Annotated in this window: 15 protein-coding genes; 6 read left to right on the top strand and 9 right to left on the bottom strand. The window is 70.6% G+C overall.

The genetic code is table 11. From position 1 onward, the window contains the following. Positions 1–83: 83 nt before the first annotated feature. Positions 84–704 carry a DUF998 domain-containing protein gene (locus tag EIZ45_RS33140; protein WP_240690781.1) on the top strand — a complete coding sequence of 207 codons (621 nt, stop codon included), beginning with the start codon at positions 84–86 and terminating at the stop codon, positions 702–704. Then, on the top strand, positions 701–2,716 hold the full coding sequence (locus tag EIZ45_RS33135) for a glycosyltransferase (protein WP_134666618.1): 2,016 nt from the start codon (positions 701–703) through the stop codon (positions 2,714–2,716). The genes EIZ45_RS33140 and EIZ45_RS33135 overlap by 4 nt, the downstream gene beginning before the upstream one ends. 71 nt (positions 2,717–2,787) lie before the next feature. Here EIZ45_RS33135 and EIZ45_RS33130 read toward each other — a convergent pair whose 3' ends face one another. The 4 genes from EIZ45_RS33130 to EIZ45_RS33115 all read right to left on the bottom strand — a co-directional run bounded on the left by EIZ45_RS33130 (position 2,788) and on the right by EIZ45_RS33115 (position 9,554). Continuing rightward, positions 2,788–6,054, bottom strand: coding sequence for a GH92 family glycosyl hydrolase (locus tag EIZ45_RS33130; protein ID WP_134666620.1), 3,267 nt, complete (start codon positions 6,052–6,054; stop codon positions 2,788–2,790). Between the two features lie 1,099 nt (positions 6,055–7,153). Then, positions 7,154–8,344, bottom strand: coding sequence for a sensor histidine kinase KdpD (locus tag EIZ45_RS33125; protein ID WP_134666623.1), 1,191 nt, complete (start codon positions 8,342–8,344; stop codon positions 7,154–7,156). Next, positions 8,341–9,012 carry a two-component system response regulator CseB gene (gene cseB, locus EIZ45_RS33120; protein ID WP_037819745.1) on the bottom strand — a complete coding sequence of 224 codons (672 nt, stop codon included), beginning with the start codon at positions 9,010–9,012 and terminating at the stop codon, positions 8,341–8,343. The genes EIZ45_RS33125 and cseB overlap by 4 nt, the downstream gene beginning before the upstream one ends. 8 nt (positions 9,013–9,020) lie before the next feature. Then, positions 9,021–9,554: a hypothetical protein gene (locus EIZ45_RS33115; protein ID WP_134666625.1), complete on the bottom strand. Its 534-nt coding sequence runs from the start codon at positions 9,552–9,554 to the stop codon at positions 9,021–9,023. A gap of 155 nt (positions 9,555–9,709) precedes the next feature. Between EIZ45_RS33115 and EIZ45_RS33110 the strand changes: the two genes are divergently transcribed. Continuing rightward, entirely contained in the window at positions 9,710–10,867 is a 1,158-nt protein-coding gene (locus tag EIZ45_RS33110; protein WP_134666627.1) for a DUF418 domain-containing protein, read from the top strand. A 3-nt stretch (positions 10,868–10,870) separates the two neighbouring features. Here the strand turns inward: EIZ45_RS33110 and EIZ45_RS33105 are convergent, their stop codons facing one another. The 4 genes from EIZ45_RS33105 to EIZ45_RS33090 all read right to left on the bottom strand — a co-directional run bounded on the left by EIZ45_RS33105 (position 10,871) and on the right by EIZ45_RS33090 (position 14,390). Continuing rightward, positions 10,871–11,212 carry a hypothetical protein gene (locus tag EIZ45_RS33105; RefSeq protein WP_205670124.1) on the bottom strand — a complete coding sequence of 114 codons (342 nt, stop codon included), beginning with the start codon at positions 11,210–11,212 and terminating at the stop codon, positions 10,871–10,873. A gap of 14 nt (positions 11,213–11,226) precedes the next feature. After that, positions 11,227–12,573, bottom strand: a complete 1,347-nt coding sequence (locus EIZ45_RS33100; protein ID WP_134666629.1) for an MFS transporter — start codon at positions 12,571–12,573, stop codon at positions 11,227–11,229. A gap of 62 nt (positions 12,574–12,635) precedes the next feature. Beyond that, entirely contained in the window at positions 12,636–13,448 is an 813-nt protein-coding gene (locus EIZ45_RS33095) for an enoyl-CoA hydratase/isomerase family protein (RefSeq protein ID WP_134666631.1), read from the bottom strand. Positions 13,449–13,514: 66 nt separating this feature from the next. Then, the gene (locus EIZ45_RS33090; RefSeq protein ID WP_134666633.1) at positions 13,515–14,390 is read right to left on the bottom strand and encodes a MaoC family dehydratase N-terminal domain-containing protein; all 876 of its coding nucleotides are present in this window, start codon (positions 14,388–14,390) and stop codon (positions 13,515–13,517) included. A gap of 161 nt (positions 14,391–14,551) precedes the next feature. Between EIZ45_RS33090 and EIZ45_RS33085 the strand changes: the two genes are divergently transcribed. Continuing rightward, positions 14,552–15,229: a GntR family transcriptional regulator gene (locus EIZ45_RS33085; RefSeq protein ID WP_037819734.1), complete on the top strand. Its 678-nt coding sequence runs from the start codon at positions 14,552–14,554 to the stop codon at positions 15,227–15,229. 9 nt (positions 15,230–15,238) lie between these two features. On the opposite strand, the gene EIZ45_RS33080 is transcribed toward EIZ45_RS33085, so the two are convergent. Beyond that, a complete protein-coding gene (locus EIZ45_RS33080) occupies positions 15,239–18,022 on the bottom strand; it encodes an FAD-binding and (Fe-S)-binding domain-containing protein (protein WP_134666635.1) in 2,784 nt (927 codons plus the stop codon). 55 nt (positions 18,023–18,077) lie between these two features. Here EIZ45_RS33080 and EIZ45_RS33075 point away from each other — a divergent pair, with 55 nt between their 5' ends. Together EIZ45_RS33075 and EIZ45_RS33070 are read left to right on the top strand one after the other, a co-directional pair. After that, positions 18,078–18,854, top strand: a complete 777-nt coding sequence (locus EIZ45_RS33075) for a FadR/GntR family transcriptional regulator (RefSeq protein ID WP_134666637.1) — start codon at positions 18,078–18,080, stop codon at positions 18,852–18,854. 5 nt (positions 18,855–18,859) lie between these two features. Then, positions 18,860–19,198 carry a DUF3140 domain-containing protein gene (locus tag EIZ45_RS33070; protein WP_037819851.1) on the top strand — a complete coding sequence of 113 codons (339 nt, stop codon included), beginning with the start codon at positions 18,860–18,862 and terminating at the stop codon, positions 19,196–19,198. Positions 19,199–19,468: the final 270 nt, after the last annotated feature.

Here is a 19,468-nt window from a genome sequence, read left to right as displayed (position 1 = left end):
CGGGGTGCGCCGCGGATTCCCGGGGTGCATCTCAGGGTGTTCCCCGATGCCGGGCAGTCACGGCCGCCAGCATGCTGATCGATGTGACCCTCATAACGCGGAAGGCCAAGGCGGCGGCGCCCGCGATCGCTGCCGGCGCGTTGGCTTTCTCGCTGGTGCCGATACTCCTGTTGCACCTGGTGGCGGCGGGCACGATCGACCCGGTCCGCGACGTCATCAGCGATTACGTCTTCCCGCCAGGGGGAGCGGTGCTGCTGGCGGCGGCCTCGCTCGGGCTGGCCGGTGCGTCGCTGCTGGTCCGGCACGCGTTGCTCAAACAGGGGTTGCCGAAGCGCAGCCCGGAATCGGTGCTGATCGCGTTGTGGGCGGCCGGATTGGTCGTCGCGACGTTCTTCCCGACCGATCCGACCGGCGTGGAGACGTCGTTTTCCGGTGCGGTGCACCGGTACGCCGGCGCGGCGATGTTCGTGTGCCTGCCGCTGGCGGGATGGTTGCTGGCACGCCGCCGGCCGGAAGCGACGGCGGTGCGCTGGCTTTCGCTGGCCTCCGGTGCTGCTTCGCTCGCCTTTCTGCTGGCCCACGCGCCATTGCTGGAGCAGTCCGTACCCGAATTTCTGGGGTTGTTCGAGCGCGTGTTGTACGCCCTGCTCTACGCGCAGCTTTTCGCGATCGCCGCGACGGCCCGGACCGAGGTGGCCTCATGACGATCCTCGCCATCGCGCTCGCCGTGCTCGGTGCGGTTTTCTTTTCCGCTGGCGCGCTTCTGCAGCACGGTGTCGTCACCGGGCTGCCCGGCCGGCCGCGGATCGGGGAGCTGGTCCGCGCGCCGCGCTGGCTCGGTGGGCTGGCCCTGCTCGGTTCGGGCGCGGGCGTGCACGCGGTCGCGCTGGGGATGGCTCCGCTGACCGTCGTGCAGCCGGTCGGGGTCATCGCCGTCGCGATCACCGCGATTCTCGACCGGCGGCGGCGGGATTTGCCCGCGGTCGCGGTCACCATGCTCGGCGTCGGGACGTTCGTGACCGTCGCCGCGGGCAGCACCACGAGCACCGAGGTCGGCGCCGACGCGCAAACGCGGGCGGCGTTGCTGGTGCTGGGGGGCGTGGCGCTGCTGACGCTGATCGGCGCGATCGTCTCGCGTCCGTCGGTCCGCGGACTGTGTTTCGGCGCGGCCGGCGGCGCCGCCTACGGCTTCGTTTCGGTGCTGATGCGCGCGGTTTCCCTCGAAATCCGCGAGGGGACCGTCGATTTCGGCACCGCGGTGTCCGTCGCCGCGATGGTGACGGCGTTGCTGGTCGGCGGCTGGCTCGTGCAGTTGTCCTACCGATGCGGTCCGCCACACCTCGCCGTCGCGTGCCTGACCGTCGTGGATCCGCTGGTCGCAGTGGGTCTCGGCGCCGGGGTGCTCGGCGAAGCCACCCACCTCGACGCCGCGGCGACCGCGGTCGCGCTCACCGCGGCGGTGCTGGCGGTCGGCGGCGTCGCCGTGCTGAGCCGCGGCAGTTCTTCTTCTGTCCATTCCACCAGATCGGAGCACCCAGTGAACGACGACCTGCCTTTGCGCATCGTGGTCGCCGCCGAGACCTATCCTCCGGACGTCAACGGCGCGGCGCAGTTCGCGTACCGGCTGTCCACCGGTCTCGCCGGCCGCGGCCACGAGGTCCACGTGATCAGCGTCGACCCGGAGGGCCCGGCGCGCACCGAAAGAGACGGCGACGTGGTGGTGCACCGGGTCCGGTCGCACCGCACCCCGTTCCACCGCACCTTCCGGATCGGCCTGCCCTGGGAGGTGAGCAAGGACGTGGCTGCGCTGCTGGAGGAGTTGCAGCCCGACCTCGTGCACGTCCAGGCGCATTTCGTGGTCGGAAGGTACGTGCTGAAGCACGCCGCCGCGATGGGCATTCCCGGGGTGGCGACGAACCACTTCATGCCGGAAAACCTGTTCGGGCACGTGCGAGTGCCGACGTGGCTGCGCGGCGCGGCTTCGCGGTGGGCGTGGCGTGACTTGACGCGCGTGTTCTCGACAGCCCGCGTGGTTACCGCGCCGACCCCGCGTGCGGTGGAACTGTTGCACGACAACGGTTTCCCGGAGCGGGCGATCCCGGTGTCGTGCGGCATCGACATCGACCGCTACCGGTTGCGCACGGTTTCGCGAACGTCCGACGATCCGACGGTGTTGTTCGTCGGACGGCTCGACGAAGAGAAGCGCGTCGACGAGCTGTTGCGCGCGGTCGCGCTCGTGCCTCGCCTGCGTGCGGAGATCATCGGCGACGGTTCTTGCCGCGCGGACTGGGAAAAGCTGGCTGGCGAACTCGGGATCGCCGACCGGGTGCGGTTCCGCGGTTTTGTGTCCGAAGAGGACTTGCTGGACGCTTACGCGGCCGCAGATCTGTTCTGCATGCCGGGCGTAGCCGAACTGCAGAGCCTGGCGACGATGGAGGCGATGGCGGCGGGGAAGCCGGTGGTGGTCGCGGACGCGATGGCGCTGCCGCACCTGTGCCGTCCGGGGTACAACGGCTGGCTGTTCGAACCGGGCAACGTGGGAGAGCTGGCCGAGCGGCTGCACGCGGTGGTCGCCGACCCGGCGACGCTGGCGCGGATGGGGGCGGCGAGCGGCAAGATGATCGCCGGGCACGCACTGGAGTCCACTTTGGATTCGTTCGAGGCGTGCTACGCGGAGGCGATGGGCCGGGTCGCGGCAGTGCCCGCGGCTGCCTGAGTCTTCTGGGGAACGGGGGGATGGCCGGGTTCGCCGGACTAAGGGGAGGGATCCGGCGAACCCGGCCGGGCTCAGGCCAGGGTGATGGCGTAGAGCTGGACGCGCGGGTCGTTCGGCAGGCTCACCGACTGGACAGTCTTGGCGCTGTCCACTGTGGAGGCGATGCCGAACAGCCGCACCGGCGGGCCGTCGACCCCGCTGCCCGCCTTGATCCGGTGCGGCATGTCGAGCACGACGGTCGTGCCGGACGGCGTCGAACCGGCCCAGTCGCCGAACGTCACCGGGAGATCCGCGCTGGATCCGTCGCTGTAGTGCACGGTCAGCGAAGTGGACACCGGACCGTTGTGCGACGAGCCGATCAGCTGCACCGCCTGGTGCTTCCCGGCGGGCAGAAGCAGCGATTGCCCGCGTGCTTCCACGAAGTTCGCCGCGGTGCCAGTGGGATCGGCCGCCGCGTAGGTGACTCCAGTGTGGACGAAGGTTCCGGCTCGCGGCATCAGGTCAGCGTCGTAACTCCAGCCGCTGCCGTCGAAGTTGCCCTCGGTGGACGCCGCGACGGTCGCGGTTCCGTCGTGATTGCGGTCGTGGCCGAGATCGACCGCGCACTGGGTCCCGGACGTCGTCGCGCACACCGTCGGTTCCCGGACCTCGATGCTCGCGGTGCGGGTGACGGTATTCGCGCCCGGCCCGGATGCCTTGAGCTGCACCGAATACGTGCCGACTGGCGTGTTCGCCGGAACGGTCACCGTGACCGGTGCGGTCTTCTGCGTCGGAAGCCGGAAGGACCACAGCAACTGCAACTGGTCGGTCTGCACTCGCCAGCCGGACGGCGCCGACGAGGTCACGAAGACCGGCTGTGCTCCGGGGTTCTGGCCGAGCACGTCCAGGTTCAAGTGGACAGTCTGCGCTGAAGATTGCTGAGGCAGCACTACCGAACTCGGCCGCAGCGTTGCGTCCACGTGCCGACGCAGATCCCCAGCGGATTTGTTGACCGACGGCGGTTCCGCGCCCGGCTGCGTGCCCCAGCGGGACGGCGTCGAGCCGACCTGATAGGCGAGGTTGCCGCCATGCGCGACCGCGGACCAGTCGAGCCAGGTCTGCCGGACGTCCCGCCCGTTGAGCGAAACGCTTTGCACGTAACGGTTCGCGTCGCTCGCGTCCGGCGCGGTGACGGTGAGCGTGCCTCCCTGCTTGCCCTCGTACTGTCCGATCCGGACGGTCGCCGATTCGAACTGCGGACTGGACACCGCGAGGAAGTTCGCGCCGCTCATCGTCGGGTAGAGGCCGAGCGAGGAGAAGACGTACCAGGCGGACATCGTGCCGAGGTCGTCGTTGCCGGTCATGCCGTCCGGTCCGGTGGTGAACAGCGTCATCGCCGCGCGGACGACGGTCGCGGTCTTCGCCGGCGCGCCGACCCAGTTGTACATGTACGGGGACAGCAGGTCAGGTTCGTTGTTGGGGTTGTAGGTGGCCTTGGCGTAGTAGTCGTACGGGCTGGCGATCCAGTCCTTGCGGGCGGTGCCCGCCGGGTCCTTGAGCAGGTTGTCGTAGGCGAAGAAGGAGTCGAGCCGCTTTTCGGTCGCCTGCTTGCCGCCCATCAGGTCGGCGAGCCCGGCCGGATCCTGCGGGACCAGCCATTGGTACTGGTAGGCGCCGCCTTCGTGGAACTGGTGGTCGGCGTCGACCGGGTTGTACGGCGTGAGCCAGGTGCCGTCGGTGGTGCGCGGCCGGAACTGCTTGTCCGCGGCGTTCCAGACGTTGCGGTACCACTGACCGCGGTCGGCGAACATGCGCGCGTCGGCCTGGTGGCCCAAACCCTTGGCCATCAACGCGAGCGCGGCGTCGGCGGCGGAGTACTCCATGGTCGCCGACGTCGGATGCTCGCAGTCGTTGTCGCCGCCCTTGGCCGCGCAGTCCTTGCCGAGGGTGAGGCCGCTCGGGATGTAGCCGCGGTCGTTGTAGTAGTTGACCCCGGAACGCCCGTTGTACGGCGAATCGGCGGGCGGCGTGGTGGTCGCGTTCTTCTTGAGCAGCGCATACGCCTCGTCCTCGTGCCCGGCCAGCAAGCCCTTCGACCAGGCTTCGACAAGGAACGGAGTCACCGGGTCGCCGGTCATGATGTTGGTTTCGCTGCCCGCCAGCGCCCATCTCGGCAGCCAGCCGCCGTCGCGGCCGATCGCCAGCACGGACAGCGCGACGTCGCGCGCCACCTGCGGCTCCAGCATTTCGAGCAGCTGGTTCTGCGGGCGATAAGTGTCCCAGAGGGAGAAGTTCTGGTACGGCGTGTAGCCGTTGGCGCGATGGACCTTGCCGTCGAAACCGGCGTAGTCGCCGCTGATGTCGCCAGCCAGGTTCGGGTGCAGTTGCGCGTGATACAGCGAGGTGTAGAACGCGGTCTGCCGTTCGGTGCTGCCGCCGCTGATCTTGATCGCGCCGAGCCGGCCCGCCCACTGCTTGCGCAATGCGGCGCGGGTGGCGTCGAAGTCGTAGCTGTCGCTGGTTTCCTTCGCGAGGTTGTCCCGCGCGCCGGCGAGACCGGTGTAGGAGAGCCCCACCTTCAGGACGACATCGTGGTCAGCGGTCGCGTCGAAGCTGACCCACGCGCCGTTGCCGCCGGTGCCCGCGGCGTCGCGGCTGCCCGCGGTGCGGGTGGTGCCGCGCCAGGTGCCGTAGGAGGCGAAAGGACGGTCGAAAGTGGCGGTGAAGTAGACGGTGTGCTCGTCGTGCCCGGCGCAGAAGCCGCCCGCGCGCACGCGACCCTCGAGGGTCCGGTCGCCGACGACGTGGATCTCGGAATCCTTCACCGACTGGTTCGCCTGGCCGGTGTTGAACAGCACGTTCGCCTGGCCGGTCGACGGGAAGGTGTAGCGCTGCCAGCCGGTGCGCGGGGTGGCGGTGAGCTCGGCGTTGACGCCGTACTTCTTCAGCCCGACGCGGTAGTAGCCGGGTTCGGCCTTCTCGTCGTCGTGGCTGTACTCGGATTTGTAGGCGTTCTTGTCCACGGAATCGACGGCGCCCGTGGTCGGCATGACCGGCAGCTCGCCCATCACGCCGCAGCCGACGCCGGAGAGGTGGGTTTGGCTGAAGCCGTAGATCGAGTTCTGCTGGTAGTCGTACCCGCCTTGGCCGCCGGTGTCGGGGCTGACCTGGACCATGCCGAAGGGCGCGCTGGCTCCGGGGAAGGTGTTGCCGAAGTTCTGCGTGCCGACGAACGGATTGACGAGCGACACCGGATCCGCCGTCGCCGCGCTGGCTGTGGCGGCCGTGCCGGACAGCAGCCCGGCGACCACGAAGCCCGCCGCCGCGACCGCGGTCACCCGTCTCTTCTGCGACCACATGGACGCGCTACCTCCAGGGCTGACAACGTTGTCATCATGCGAACCGGTGCGGAGACGACCGGCTGGTGAGCAGCTTGTCATCCCGGAGGGGGTTTGAGAAGGCCGACAACCGGACAGCTTCCGCTCCCCGCCGGAGGTCCGTGACGGCCACCCTCACGGCTTTTGCTCCCGCCGATGTTCGTGAGGGGCCCCTTCACGGCTTCCATTCCCTCCGGTGTTCGTGAGGGCCACCCTGACGGCTTTCGCTTCCGCCGGTGTTCGTGAGAGCCGCCCGGACAACTTCCGCTCCCCGCCGCCGTCCGTGAGGGGAACCCTCACGGAATCAGATTCCCGGAGGGTGGCCCTCACGGACGTTCGCCGGGCCTGGCCGCCGCGAACCCTGCCGGGCCTGCCCGCCGCGAACGCTCGCCGGTCCCGGCCGCCGCGAACCCTGCCGGGCCTGCCCGCCGCGAACGCTCGCCGGTCCCGGCTGCCGCGAACCCTGCCGGGCCTGCCCGCCGCGAACGCTCGCCGGTCCCGGCTGCCGCGAACCCTGCCGGGCCTGCCCGCCGCGAACGCTCGCCGGTCCCGGCTGCCGCGAACCCTGCCGGGCCTGCCCGCCGCGAACGCTCGCCGGTCCCGGCTGCCGCGAACCCTGCCGGGCCTGCCCGCCGCGAACGCTCGCCGGTCCCGGCTGCCGCGAACCCTGCCGGGCCTGCCCGCCGCGAACGCTCGCCGGTCCCGGCTGCCGCGAACCCTGCCGGGCCTGCCCGCCGCGAACGCTCGCCGGTCCCGGCTGCCGCGAACCCTGCCGGGCCTGCCCGCCGCGAACGCTCGCCGGTCCCGGCTGCCGCGAACCCTGCCGGGCCTGCCCGCCGCGAACGCTCGCCGGTCCCGGCTGCCGCGAACCCTGCCGGGCCTGCCCGCCGCGAACGCTCGCCGGTCCCGGCTGCCGCGAACCCTGCCGGGCCTGCCCGCCGCGAACGCTCGCCGGTCCCGGCTGCCGCGAACCCTGCCGGGCCTGCCCGCCGCGAACGTTCAGCGGGCCTGGCCGCCGCGAACCCCGCCGGGCCCAGCCGCCACGAAGGTTCCCCGGGTCGCCCGCCGCGTGAGAACTCCGTCAATCACCGCTCGATCCGGGCGACTCCGGCAGCCGCAACACCGCCCGCGCCCCGCCGCCCGGCAGGTTCCCGAACTCCAGCTCCGCCCCCAGCACCCGCGCCTGCGCGACGGCGATCGTCAACCCCAGCCCGTGCCCGCCGCCCCGGGAGTCCGCGCCGGTCCGGAACCGCGCGGGTCCCTCGCGAAGCAGCACCTCCGGATACCCGGGCCCGCGGTCGCTGACCACCACACACCGGCCCGTCACCTCGACTGTCACCGGCGGGGCCCCGTGCTTGGCCGCGTTCGACAGCAGGTTCGCCAGGATCCGCTCCAGCCGCCGGGGATCCGTCCGGACCCGGACCGCGGCCGGGGCCACCGCGTCCGGCACCCGCCGCCGGACGAACTCCGCCAGATCGAGTTCCGCCAGCTCCGCCCGCTCGGCGGCGGTGTCCAAGCGAGCCACCTCGAGCACGTCCTCCACCAGCGACCGCAGCGCGGCGACCCGGTCGCGCACCAGCTCCGCCGGACGCCCGGGCGGCAGCAGTTCGGCCGCGGTCACCAAGCCGGTCACCGGAGTCCGCAGCTCGTGCGCGATGTCCGCAGTGACCCGTTGCTCCGCGGCCAACCGTGCCTGCAACGCATCCGCCATCGCGTCCACCGCCTGCGCGAGATCGGCGGCTTCGTCGCGCGGGCGCGGGCCGATCGCGTCGCGCACCCGGGCCGGCGCGCCGTTCGCAACGTCCCGGGCAGCGTCGGCGGCTCGCCGCAGCCGACGCGCCATCCCGGCGCCGAGCACGACGCCCAGCAGCGCCCCGGCGACGGTCACCACCGCCGAACCCGCCAGCAGTTCCCGGTCCAAAGTGGCCAGTGCCTGCGTTTGCGCCGCGTAGCTGACCCGCACCGAGACGACGTGCCCGCCGGTTTCGGCGGCTGCCCACAGAACCGGTCCGTCCAAATAGGTCGCTCGGTTGCCGCCGCGCACCGCGTCGCGGAGGGGAGCGGGCAGGGTCGGATCGTCGAGCTGCCCGTCGACACCGGGATTGCGCAGCAGCAGCTGGATCCATTCGTCCTGCGCGCGCCGGGCCTGGTCGGCTTGCGTGCGCGCGAATTGCTGGTGCACCAACAAACTCAACGTCAGCGCGACGGCGGCCGACACGAGGGTCACCGCCGCGGTCAGCCGCCACCGAAGCGTGGCCGGGAAGAGTTTCACGGCTCGGAGCGGAGCTTGTATCCGAAGCCCCGCACGGTTTGCAGCCGCTCCTGGCCGATCTTCACGCGCAGCCGCTGCACGTGGACGTCGACCACGCGCGTGTCGCCGCCCCACGCGTAATCCCACACGCTCGCCAGCAGCGTGTCCCGGCTCAGCACAGTGCCGGGCGATTCGGCGAAACGCAGTAGCAGCCGCAGTTCGGTCGGGGTCAGGTCCACCGGCTGCCCGGCTCGGCGGACGTCCAGCCCGGCGCGGTCGATTTCGAGGTCGCCGAAGCGGACGAACGCGTCCTCCTCGGGCCCGGACCAGCCGCTTCGCCGCAGCACCGCCTGGATCCGCGCGATCAGCACCGAGGTGTCGAACGGTTTGGTGACGTAGTCGTCGGCACCGGCTTCGAGCCCGAGCACGACGTCGACCGAATCGTCGCGGGCGGAGACCATCAGCACCGGCACCCGGCTTTCCTCGCGGATGCGGCGGCACAGGCTGACGCCGTTGAGCCCGGGCAGCATCACGTCGAGCAACGCCACGTCCGGCGGCTGCGCGCGGAACTGTTCGAGCCCGGCGAGCCCGTCCGCGGCCGTCGACACCCGGAATCCGGCGCGTTCGAGGGCGAGCTGCGTCGCCTCCCGGATCACGTCGTCGTCCTCGACGAGCAGTACCTGCGTCATGTCCCCTCTCACTCCGGCGAGAAACGGTTGCCGGTCCAGCGGTAGCGGGCGACCCCGTTGTTCGGCCCGGTCGCCGACATGGTCGCCAGCTGTCCGTCGAGCACGGTCAGCATCGCGCCGGAGTTCTCCAGCTTGAACAGCTGTTTCCCGTTGACGGTGTAGACGTAGCCGCCGAGGTACGCGCTGACCGGCACGCCGGTCGCGCCGCTGCTGCCGGTGCCGGGAGCGCCGACCGCGCCGCACGGATACACGTTGACCACGACGTCGACCTCGCCGGTCAGCTCGTGATAGGCGGTGCTGACCGGATACGACCCGGCGATGGGTCCGTGCGGACACGGTCGCAGCGCTGCCTTCGTCCTCGCGCTGACCGTGGGGTCCGCGCGCAGCAGGGCGACCGCGTCCACGGTCGGGCCGTGCGGGTTGTTCGCCGGCGCCGGGGCGGCCGCTGCCGGCGGAGCGGGGCCGGCGACGCGCACACCGTCCACACCGGAGCAAGCGGTGAGCGACAGCACCGCAACCGCCGCGACCGCTGTCCTCCGCATGCCTTGCACAGTAGCCATTTTGCCGTCCGCGCGCCGCTCGGGAAGCGCTGTTACCAGACCGATGGGTTTCCTCCGGGCCACCGCAACGCGATTCCCGCCAGCCGGTGATCCGCCGTTCCTACCTTGGCCGGGGACTGGCACGAGAGAGGAGTCCGATGAGGACGGAAGCGGTGCGGGACCCGGCGGAGACCCGGGTGCCGAAGGGACGGCTGCTGGGCGTGGACGCGGTGCGCGCGCTGGCGATCGTCGGGGTGTTCATCGAGCATTTCTTCGCCAGCGGCTGGCTGCACGGCGGCCCGCCCGACCAGGCGCCCGGGTTCCTGACGTGGCTGAACGTGCAGACGTCGTCGCGGGCGATGAGCCTGTTCGTGCTGCTGTTCGGGCTGTCCGCGGCGTTGATGACCGGCGGCGCGGCCCCGTACGCCGGGAACGAACGGTGGCGCGCCCGCGGCAGGCTCGCGATCCGGGCGGTGGTGCTGTTCGTGCTCAGCCTGGCGATCGACGAGTACGGCATGTCGGTGATCGAGTACTACGCCGTGCTCCTGCTCCTCCTGCTGCCGCTGACCCGGCTGCGCGCGCGGACGCTGTTCGTTCTTTCCGGAATCGCCGTTCCGGCGGTGACGCTTTACGCGTTCTGGGTGTTCAATTCCCATTCCGATTGGCTGCGCTCCGGTGCCGAGACCGCGAGCGGCCTCGCGATCTTCGCCCACCCCGAGCAGTGGGGCGAGTTCTTCAAGGGAATGGTGCTGTTCGGCGGCGGTTTCCAGGTCGCGTACGGCCTGCCGCTGGCGTTGGCGGGAATGGCGATCGGCCGCCTCGACCTGCGCGCGCATCAGGTCCGGATCCGCTTGCTGTACACCGGTTTCGTGCTCGCCACCGCGTCGATCCTGGGTTCGTGGATCGCGACCAATCCGCTGGGCGGAGCCGACGCGATCGCGACGACCCCGCCGCCCGGAATGCCGTGGCAGGTGCTCCTGGCGATGCCGACCGACGGTTCGCTGTACGCCACCAGCCCGCTCGGCATCGTGCTCATGATCGGCGTCGCGATGGTGCTGTTCGGCGGCCTGCTGATCGCCTTGGACCGCCCGCTGGGCCGCCGCGCCCTGTGGCCGCTCGCCGCGGCCGGCGGGATGGCTTTCACCTGGTACGCGGCGCATTTCGCGGTGTTGAAGCTGGTGCCGAAGCCGTATTCTTTCGTGTTCCTGGCGACGGTGGTCGCGGTGATGCTAGCCGCCTCCGTGGCGTGGCGGCATTGGCGACGGCGGGGTCCGCTGGAGTGGCTGGTGCACCGGGCGACGTTGCTCGTGCCGTGAGTTTCAGCGTGCGCGGGGTCCGGCGGTTTCGCGGATCCCGCGCAGCACGGTGGCGAGGGTGATGACGGCGGCGAGCATGATGTAGAAAGCTGGGGAAAGCTTGTACCCGGTGGCGGCGACGAGCCAGGTCGCGATGTACGGCGCGGTGCCGCCGAACAGCGAAACCGCGATGTTGTACGGAATCGCGATCGCGCCGGAGCGAATGCGCGGCGGGAACAGCTCGGCCATACCCGCGCCCGCGGCTCCGTCGTAAGCCGCGATCAGCAGGCCCAGCACCACCATGCCGACGACGGCGAGCACCGGATTTCCCAGCGACATCAGCAAAAGCGCGGGCCAGGTCAGCACGACGAACCCGACGGTCAGTGAGCGGCCATCGACAGCTCCCGTCGGCGGGTCGCCAGCAAAGTGCACCCGACCGCCGCCGCATAACCGAGGGCGGCCACCGTCAGCGGGACGCTCAGTGACATCGTCGAGCCCGTCGTGAGCAGCGTGCCCAGCACCGCGGTGCCCAGCGCGCCACCGGTCTGCCGCGCCGTGTTCAACACCCCGCTCGCCAGCCCGGTGTGCTCCTCGGGCGGCGTCGACATCGCGACCGACGTCATCGCGGGCATCGCGATCGAGCAGCAGCACAGCACCACGCCGCCGATCAGCACCAGCGGCAGGGAATCGGCCGCGGCCAGCAGGATCGCGCCGAGTCCGGCGAGGCTGAACCCGGTCAGCATCGGGACGCGGGCGCCGAAGCGGGCGGTGAGCCGTCCGCTCGCGGTGGCTCCGATGCCGATCGCGACGGTGAGCGGGAGCGTCAGCATGCCGGTCGCGAACGCGGACTGGTGCAGCGGCCCCTGCAGATACAGCGACAGGCACAGCAGGGCGCCGTACAGGCAGAAATTGAAGAGCAGCCCGGCGGTGCTCGCCGCGGAGAACGGGCGGGACGAGAAGATCGCCAGCGGCAGCATCGGATCGCGACGGCGCCGCTCGGCCAGGACGAACGCGATGCCGGTCAGCACCCCGGCGGCGATCAGCGGGAGCGCCCAGCTGGAGCGGCCGACCTGGATCAGCCCGCCGGCGAGCGCGGACAGGGCGACGGTGCCGAGGACGAGGCCGTACGGATCGAGGCGGCGCTCCCTCGGCGGTGATTCGACGACATACTTGCAGGTCAGCACGATGGCGAGGGCGGCGAACGGCACGTTGACCCAGAAAATCGCCCGCCAGTCGGCCAGCGCGATCAGCACGCCGCCCGCCACCGGGCCGGTCGCGAGCCCGATGGCCGCGATGCCTCCCCACAGGCCGAGCGCGTGCGCCCGGGCCCGCGGTTCCGGGAACTGCCGCACGATCAGCGCGAGCGAACACGGCAGCAACGCGGCCGCGCCGACGCCCTGCAGCGTCCGCGCGACGATCAGCACCGGCAGGGTCGGGGCCAGCGAACACAGGGCGGACCCGACGCCGAACACGACGGTCCCCGCCACGCAGACCCGTCGCGCACCGTAACGGTCGCCGAGCGAACCCGCGGTGAGCATGCCCGCGGCCAGCGCGATGGTGTAGCTGGCGATCACCCATTGTTCACCGCCCAGCCCGCCGCCGAGATCGCGCCGGATCGCTTCGACGGCGACGTTCACCACGGTCGCGTCGAGCTGGACGATGAAAAACGGGAGGCACAGCGCGATCAGCGCCAGCCGTTGCCTGCGGGTGGAGGTCGTTGCGGTCACCGGGCAATCGTGCCGCGGGGACCGTTCGGTGCGGGCCGAAGTTTCCGCGTTCGACCGTCTACTTAGGACTCGTGCACCCGGGTGAAGTCCGGCTTGCGGCGTTCGCGGTGCGAGGCGAGGCCTTCGCGGACCTCGGGACCGGCGAAACCGTAGAACTCCAGTGCCAGCGAGGAGTCGAAGATCGCGCCCGCGAGCTGCCGGTACCAGAGGTTGAGGCTCTGCTTGGTCCAGCGGATCGCGTTCGGCGCGCCGTTGGCCAGCTCATGCGCGATCTCCCGCGCGGTCGGGAGCAGCCCGTCCTCTTCTTCGACACAGAGCGACACGAGCCCGATCCGCTCCGCCTCGGCACCGGTCATCGGACGGCAGGTCATCAGGTAGTACTTGGCCTTCGCCATCCCGCACAGCAGCGGCCAGCACACCGCCGCGTGGTCGCCCGCCGCGACGCCGAGCCGCGTGTGGCCGTCGATGATCTTGGCGTTGGCGGCGACCACCGAGATGTCCGACAGCAACCCGGCGACCAGGCCCGCGCCGACGGCCGGGCCGTGGATCGCGGAGACGGTCGGCTTGGAGCAGTCGATGACGTTGTAGACCAGGTCCCGCGCTTCGCGCATGGTGCGCGACCGGGCCTCGAAGTCGTTCGCCAGCTTCTCGACCAGGTCGAATGATCCGCCCGCGGAGAACCCCTTGCCCTCGCCGCGCAGCAGGACGGCCTTCACCGCCGGATCGCGGTCGAACTCGCGCCAGATGTCGGCGAGTTCGCCGTGCGCGGCATCGCTGACCGCGTTGAGGTGCGGCGCGTCCAGGACGAGTTCGATGACGCCGTCCTCGTCCGGCCCGTCGACCCGCAGGTTCTCGAACTGCGCATAGCGGCTCATTCAGCTTCCCTCCGTCGTCCGGAACACCTGCGCCACCATGCCATCGGTGCGGACGCCGCCGCCAGATCAGGCGCCTTCCTCGTCCAGTTCGACGGCGAGGCTGGTGCTCGGGCCGGACGGGCCGAGCAGGTCGAGCGCGACCGAACGGGTGCTGGGGCTGACCCGCAGTTGCGCGGGCTGGCCGCAGAACAGCGGCGCCTGGTTGCGGTGGCTGATCCGGCGGACCCGCGAGGCAGGGGAGTCGAGGCGCAGCACCTCGGCCAGCGCGAGCGACATCAGCGGCCCGTGCACGACCAGGCCGGGATAGCCCTCGACCCGGGTCGCGTACGGCCAGTCGTAGTGGATGCGGTGTGCGTTCGCGGTGGCCGCGGAAAACCGCATCAGCAGCGTCGGATCGGTGACGAATTCCCAGGTTTGCCCGTCGGTCCGGCGAAACGGCGACCCCGCCGGTTCCAATGCGGCGGCGGTTTCCGGCACCGAGGGCGAAGAGGACGGCCCGACTTCGCGGTGGAGCATGTCCTGGCGCTCCTCGACGTACGGCGTTCCGTCCATTCCGGACAGTTCCGTGCGCACCTGGACGATCACCAATTTCCCGGACCGGCCGGATTTTTCGGTGACAGAGTCCACAATGGAGCGTCGGCGCACTGTCTCGCCGACCTTCGGCGTCCGGTGGACGACGACCTCGCCGCCGGCGAACATGCGCCGCGGCAGGTCCACCGGCGGCAGGAAATCGTCGCGCACAGGATGACCGTCGAGGCCGATCCGCGACGACACCGGCCAGCGCGGGAGCGCGACCCAATGCCACAGCGGCGGCAGCTCGTCGCCTTCGCGCGGCGCGGGGAGTCCGTTGTCGAACAGCGCGGCCAACGCGGCGACCGGACCGGGTTCGACGACTTCTTCGGTGGTGCGGTCGTACGGTTCCCAGGCTTCCGGTTCGGACATGGGTTCCTCGGATCCTGTCTCGGGCGGGGCCGTCGGCTGAACACGTTATCAGGAATGCCGCGGGCAACCCGCTCGAACAGCAGGGACGAGGAGGCGTCGAGCAGAAGGGCTTATGTAATACTTTATCCGGAAGACGTTCGCCGGAGGGGGAGGCTGAGGCGATGCCCGACACCACGGGCGCGGGACAGCGCCGCGGCGGCCCGGCGAACCTGAAAGCGCTGGCCGCGCACGAGATCCGGCGACGCGTCTTCTCCGGGCAGCTGCGCGCCGGGGAGAAGATCGACCAGGAGGCGCTGGCGGACGAGCTCGGCATCAGCAAGCTGCCGATCCGGGAAGCGCTGATCACGCTCGACCACGAGGGCGTGGTGGAGCACATCGCCCGGCGAGGCGCGTTCGTGGCGCGGATGACGCGCGACGACATCCGCGACCATTACCGCGTGTTCGGCCTCGTGTCCGGTCTGGCCGCCGAGCGGGCGGCGAAGAACCTGTCGCCGGAAAGCTTGCAGGCCTTGCACGATCTCGCGGACCGGATGGAGTCCGGAGTGGACCGGGCCGAACAGGAACGGCTGAACTTCGAGTTCCATCGCAGGATCAACTACGCCGCCGATTCCCGCCGGCTGGTCTCGATCCTGGGCATCCTGGCGAAAACGGTGTCGCATGGGTTCTACGAGGCGCACGAGGACTGGCCCGGCAAGGCGCACGAAGACCACCGGAAGATCCTCAACGCGCTCAGCGCTCGCTCGGCATCGCGGGCACGGTCCATTGTGGAGAAGCACTTCTCGGACGGCGGCGAGCGCGCGGTCGCTTTGCTGGAACGCCAAGGATTCTGGGACAGCTGACCCCGGGTGTCAGCGTCGCTTGAGCAGCTGTGCCAAGTGGACACCACGCACGCCGGCCAGCTGATCGGCTTGGGTGCGGCAGGAGAAACCGTCGGCGAGGAACACGGCGTCCGGGTTTTCGCGAAGCGCCGGAAGCAGCGCATTCTCCGCGACGGCAACGGAAACGTCGTAGTGGCCGCGTTCCATGCCGAAGTTCCCGGCCAGACCGCAGCATCCGGCGAGAGTGCGCAGTTCCGCGCCGGTCGCCGTGAGCAGGGCTCGGTCGGCCTCGAAGCCCATCACTGAGTGGTGGTGGCAATGCGGCTGCGCGACCACTGTGACGCCGGACAGATCAGGCGCTTGCCAGCCTTCTGTCTTGGCGAGAAGTTCGGCGAGCGTCGTGACCGCGCCGGAAACCGTTGCGGCGTCCGGATCGTCGGGGAACAAGTCGAGCAGATCGGACCGCAGGACGGCGGTGCATGACGGTTCGATGCCGACGATCGGCAGCCCGGCCTGCGCGTACGGGCGCAGCGTGTGCACGAGGTCGCGGAGCTTCCGACGGGCAGTGTCGAGTTGGCCGGTGGTGATCCAGGTCAGCCCGCAACACGGACGCCGCGGCGGGACGAGCACACGGTATCCGGCATCGGCGAGCACCGCCGCGACGGATTCGGCGACCTCGGTGTCCATGCCGTCCGAGAAGGAATCCGCCCACAGCACCACTTCCGGCCCCTGCTCGCGGATCCTGCGCCGGGATCGGGTGAACGAACGACGGGCGAACCGCGGTGCGCGACGTCGCGTGTCCACTCCGGACAGTGCTAACAGGACCTTCTCGACGGGCCGGATCGACATCAGGGCGTTCACGACGAGCGGGCCGAGCACGGGGATTCGGTGCAGCAGGCGGATCCAGTCCGGCAACCGGCCCAGGGTGTAATGCGAGATTGGCCGGAGCCGGTTCCGGTATTTCCGGTGCAGGGCTTCGGATTTGTACTGCGCCAGGTCTACTCCGGCCGGGCAGTCGCTGCTGCATGCCTTGCACGACAGGCAAAGGTCGAGCGATTCGTGCACCGCGTCGTCCGACCATCCGGAGACCAGCGAACCGTTCGCGACCTCCTGCAAGACCCGGGCACGACCGCGCGTGCTGTCCTTTTCGTCGCGAGTGGCGAGATAAGACGGACACATGAAACCGCCGGCCGTCCGGTTGTCCGCACGGCATTTCCCGACTCCGACGCACCGGTGCACGGCGCGGGTGAAGTCGCCGCCGTCGTGCGCGAAGGAGAATCCGCCCGCGACGACCGGGAGCGGATGTGCTTGCGGGCGGCGGAGATCGGCGTCGAGCGGATGGGGCCGGACGACGACGCCCGGGTTGAGCAGATCGCCGGGATCGAAGAGATTCTTGACCGCGCCGAACAGTTCGATCGTTTCGGTCGAGTACATCTGCGGCAGCAGTTCGCCGCGCGCCCGGCCGTCGCCGTGTTCGCCGGAGAACGAGCCGCCGTAGCCGACGACCAGTTTCGCGGCGGCGGTCATGAACGCGCGGAACACCGACGGGTCGCGTTCGAGCGGCAGGCCGAGCCGGACGTGCACGCAGCCGTCGCCGAAGTGGCCGTAGGGGAGTCCTTCGAAGCCGAATTCGTCCAGGAGAGCGTCGAAATCCCGCAGGTACGCGCCGAGCCGTTCGGGCGGGACCGCGGCGTCCTCCCATCCGGGCCACGCCTGCTCGCCGGTCGGGGTCCGGCCAGCGAGCCCGGCTCCGTCCTCGCGGATCCGCCACATCGCGGCGGCGTCGGCACCTTGCGCCAGCACGACGTGGTCGAGCGCCTGGGAGTCTTTGACCAGACGCTCGGCGTTGTGTCGGGCCTCGGCTTCCGTCTCGCCGCCGACCTCGATCATCAGCCAGCCGGCGCCGTCCGGGAGCGCGGGCACGGCGCCGCGGTGGTTGCGCACCAGGTCGACCAGCCGCGCGTCGAGCCCTTCGACAGCCAGTGGCCGGTGCGGGAGCAGCCCGGGCACGACGTCGCCAGCGGTCGCCATGTCCGGGTAGCCGAGCACGACCAGCAACCGCGCCGGGGAGATATCGACCAGGTCGACGGTCGCTTCCAGCGTGACTGCCAGGGTGCCTTCGGTGCCGACCAGCGCGCGGGCGAGCGACCGGCCGTTCTCCGGCAGCAGGTGCTCGAGCGAGTAGCCGGACACCTGACGGCTGAACCGGCCGAACTCGGTGCGCAGCAGGCTGAGCCGGGTGTCGATCAGCTCGGTGAGGCCCGGCACCGCGTCGGAAGGGCCAGCGGTGAACTGGCGTCCGATGCCGTCGACCACGCTGAGTTCGCGAACGTTGTCCGCGGTCCGGCCGTACGCGATCGCGTGCGGACCGCAGGCGTTGTTGCCGATCATGCCGCCGAGCGTCGCGCGGGCGTGCGTGGACGGGTCGGGGCCGAAGCGCAGCCCGTGCGGGGCGGCGGCGCGCTGGAGGTCGGCGAGGATCACGCCAGGCTGGACGACCGCGGTCCGCGCCCGGGGATCCAAGTCGACAATGCGGTTGAGATGCCGCGAAAAGTCGATCACCACGCCCGGCCCGATCGCGTTGCCCGCGACCGACGTGCCCCCGCCGCGACTGGTCAGCGGAACGCCGTGGCGGCGGGCTATTTCGAGAGTCGCGAGGACGTCGCCGGTGTCCCTCGGCAGCACGACGACCTGCGGGACGACGCGGTAATTGGACGCGTCGGTGGAGTACTCGGCGCGGCGGCGGACGTCGGCGTGCGCCTCGCCGCGCACGTTCGCGCGGAGGTCGGCGAGCAGGTCAGTTTCGGTGGGCATCCCAGTGCTGAATTTAGGTGTTTGAAACAGTGTCGTCAATCCGTACGCTGGCCCGATGACCTCGGGACGGAGGGGACCGCCGCCGGAACTGGCCCGGGTGCGGCGGGTGAGCGTGGTGGACTCGCTGGTCGAGGAGATGACCCGCAAAATCCTCGGCGGCGAATGGCCTCCCGGGACCGTCCTGCCATCGCTGCGTCACTTCGCCGCCTCGGCCGGGGTGTCGATGCTGACCGTCCGCGAAGCAGTCCGGACGCTGCAGGCGCGCGGCTGGGTCGAGACGCGCCAGGGGGTCGGCACGTTCGTGCTGGAACCCGAGAGCAGCAGTTTCGTGCCGTGGCAGCTGGGTGCTTCGGACGCAGCCGAGTACCGCGAGCTGGTGGAAGCCCGGGAGTCGATCGAAGCGACCATCATCGCCCTGGCCGCCCGCCGCCGGACCGCCGCCGAGCTGGCGGTCTTGACGGATCTGGTCGACCGGATGGCGGCGGCGCTGACCGACCGTGACCGTTTCCTGGAGGCGGATGCCGAGTTCCACGTCGCGCTGGCGGAGGCCGCGCACAACCGGATCCTGCTGCGCAGCATGCTCGCAATCCGCCTCCCGCTGCGCCGCCTGATGGCCGACCGGCTCCGCGAAGAACTCGCCGAGCACGGCGATCTCACCCGGTCGTGGGAGGACCACCGGGCGATCGCGGAAGGCGTCCGGTCGGGCACGCCGGAGCCAGGACATGCCGCACTGGCACGAATCGCCGCCCGCGCACGGTCCTATGTGGACTCGACGCTGCCGGGTTTGCCCGCGCGCCGTCCGGGTAACCAGACTCGCGACGCCGGGAGGTGATCGAAATGGCCACGCACGTGGACGAAGAACTGTGGACGGAATTCCACCGGGTGGTGAACATGACCTCGCGAGAGCTGGCCGACTGGCTGCGCACCCGGGAGGCGGGCCCGGAAACCGAACCCCTGCCGGACCGGGCGGGCCCCGCGACCGGCCGGAAGGTGCTGTCGATCCTGGGCAAACGCAAGTCGGACGTGAACGACAACGACGTCGAGGTGATGCGCGACGTGGTGGACCGAGTGCACGCCTCGCGCCGCGACGACCTGGAACCCGTGGCGGGGGACGCGGGGTGGCGGCAAGGGTTGATGTCGCTGGGGCACGACCCGGTGAAGCCGGTGCGGAGCTGAGCTGGCTCCGCCGCGGACGGCTGCCGGGGTCAGGTGCCGTGACGGTTTCGCTGGCCGGGCTCCGGCGAGCCGCCCGGCGTTCGTCAGCTCAGGCGTCGGCGGCGATCGGCGTCAGGGGAGCGGTTCCCTCGAGTCGTTGCTTGGTGTGACTGCGCTGCGTCTTGAGCTGTTTGGTGTGACTGCGCTCGGTCTTGAAGCGAGCGGCTTCGGCCAGGGAGCACGTGTCTGCCCTGCCCGGCGGCCCCGGCCCGCGAAGACCGCTCCGGCATC

The sequence above is a fragment of the Amycolatopsis sp. CFH S0740 genome (genome assembly GCF_004522315.1).
In the GTDB taxonomy this organism is placed as follows: Bacteria; Actinomycetota; Actinomycetes; order Mycobacteriales; family Pseudonocardiaceae; genus Amycolatopsis; species Amycolatopsis nivea.
The sequence above is the reverse complement of the archived record's forward strand: the minus strand, read 5'-3'. Positions and strand labels throughout refer to the sequence as shown.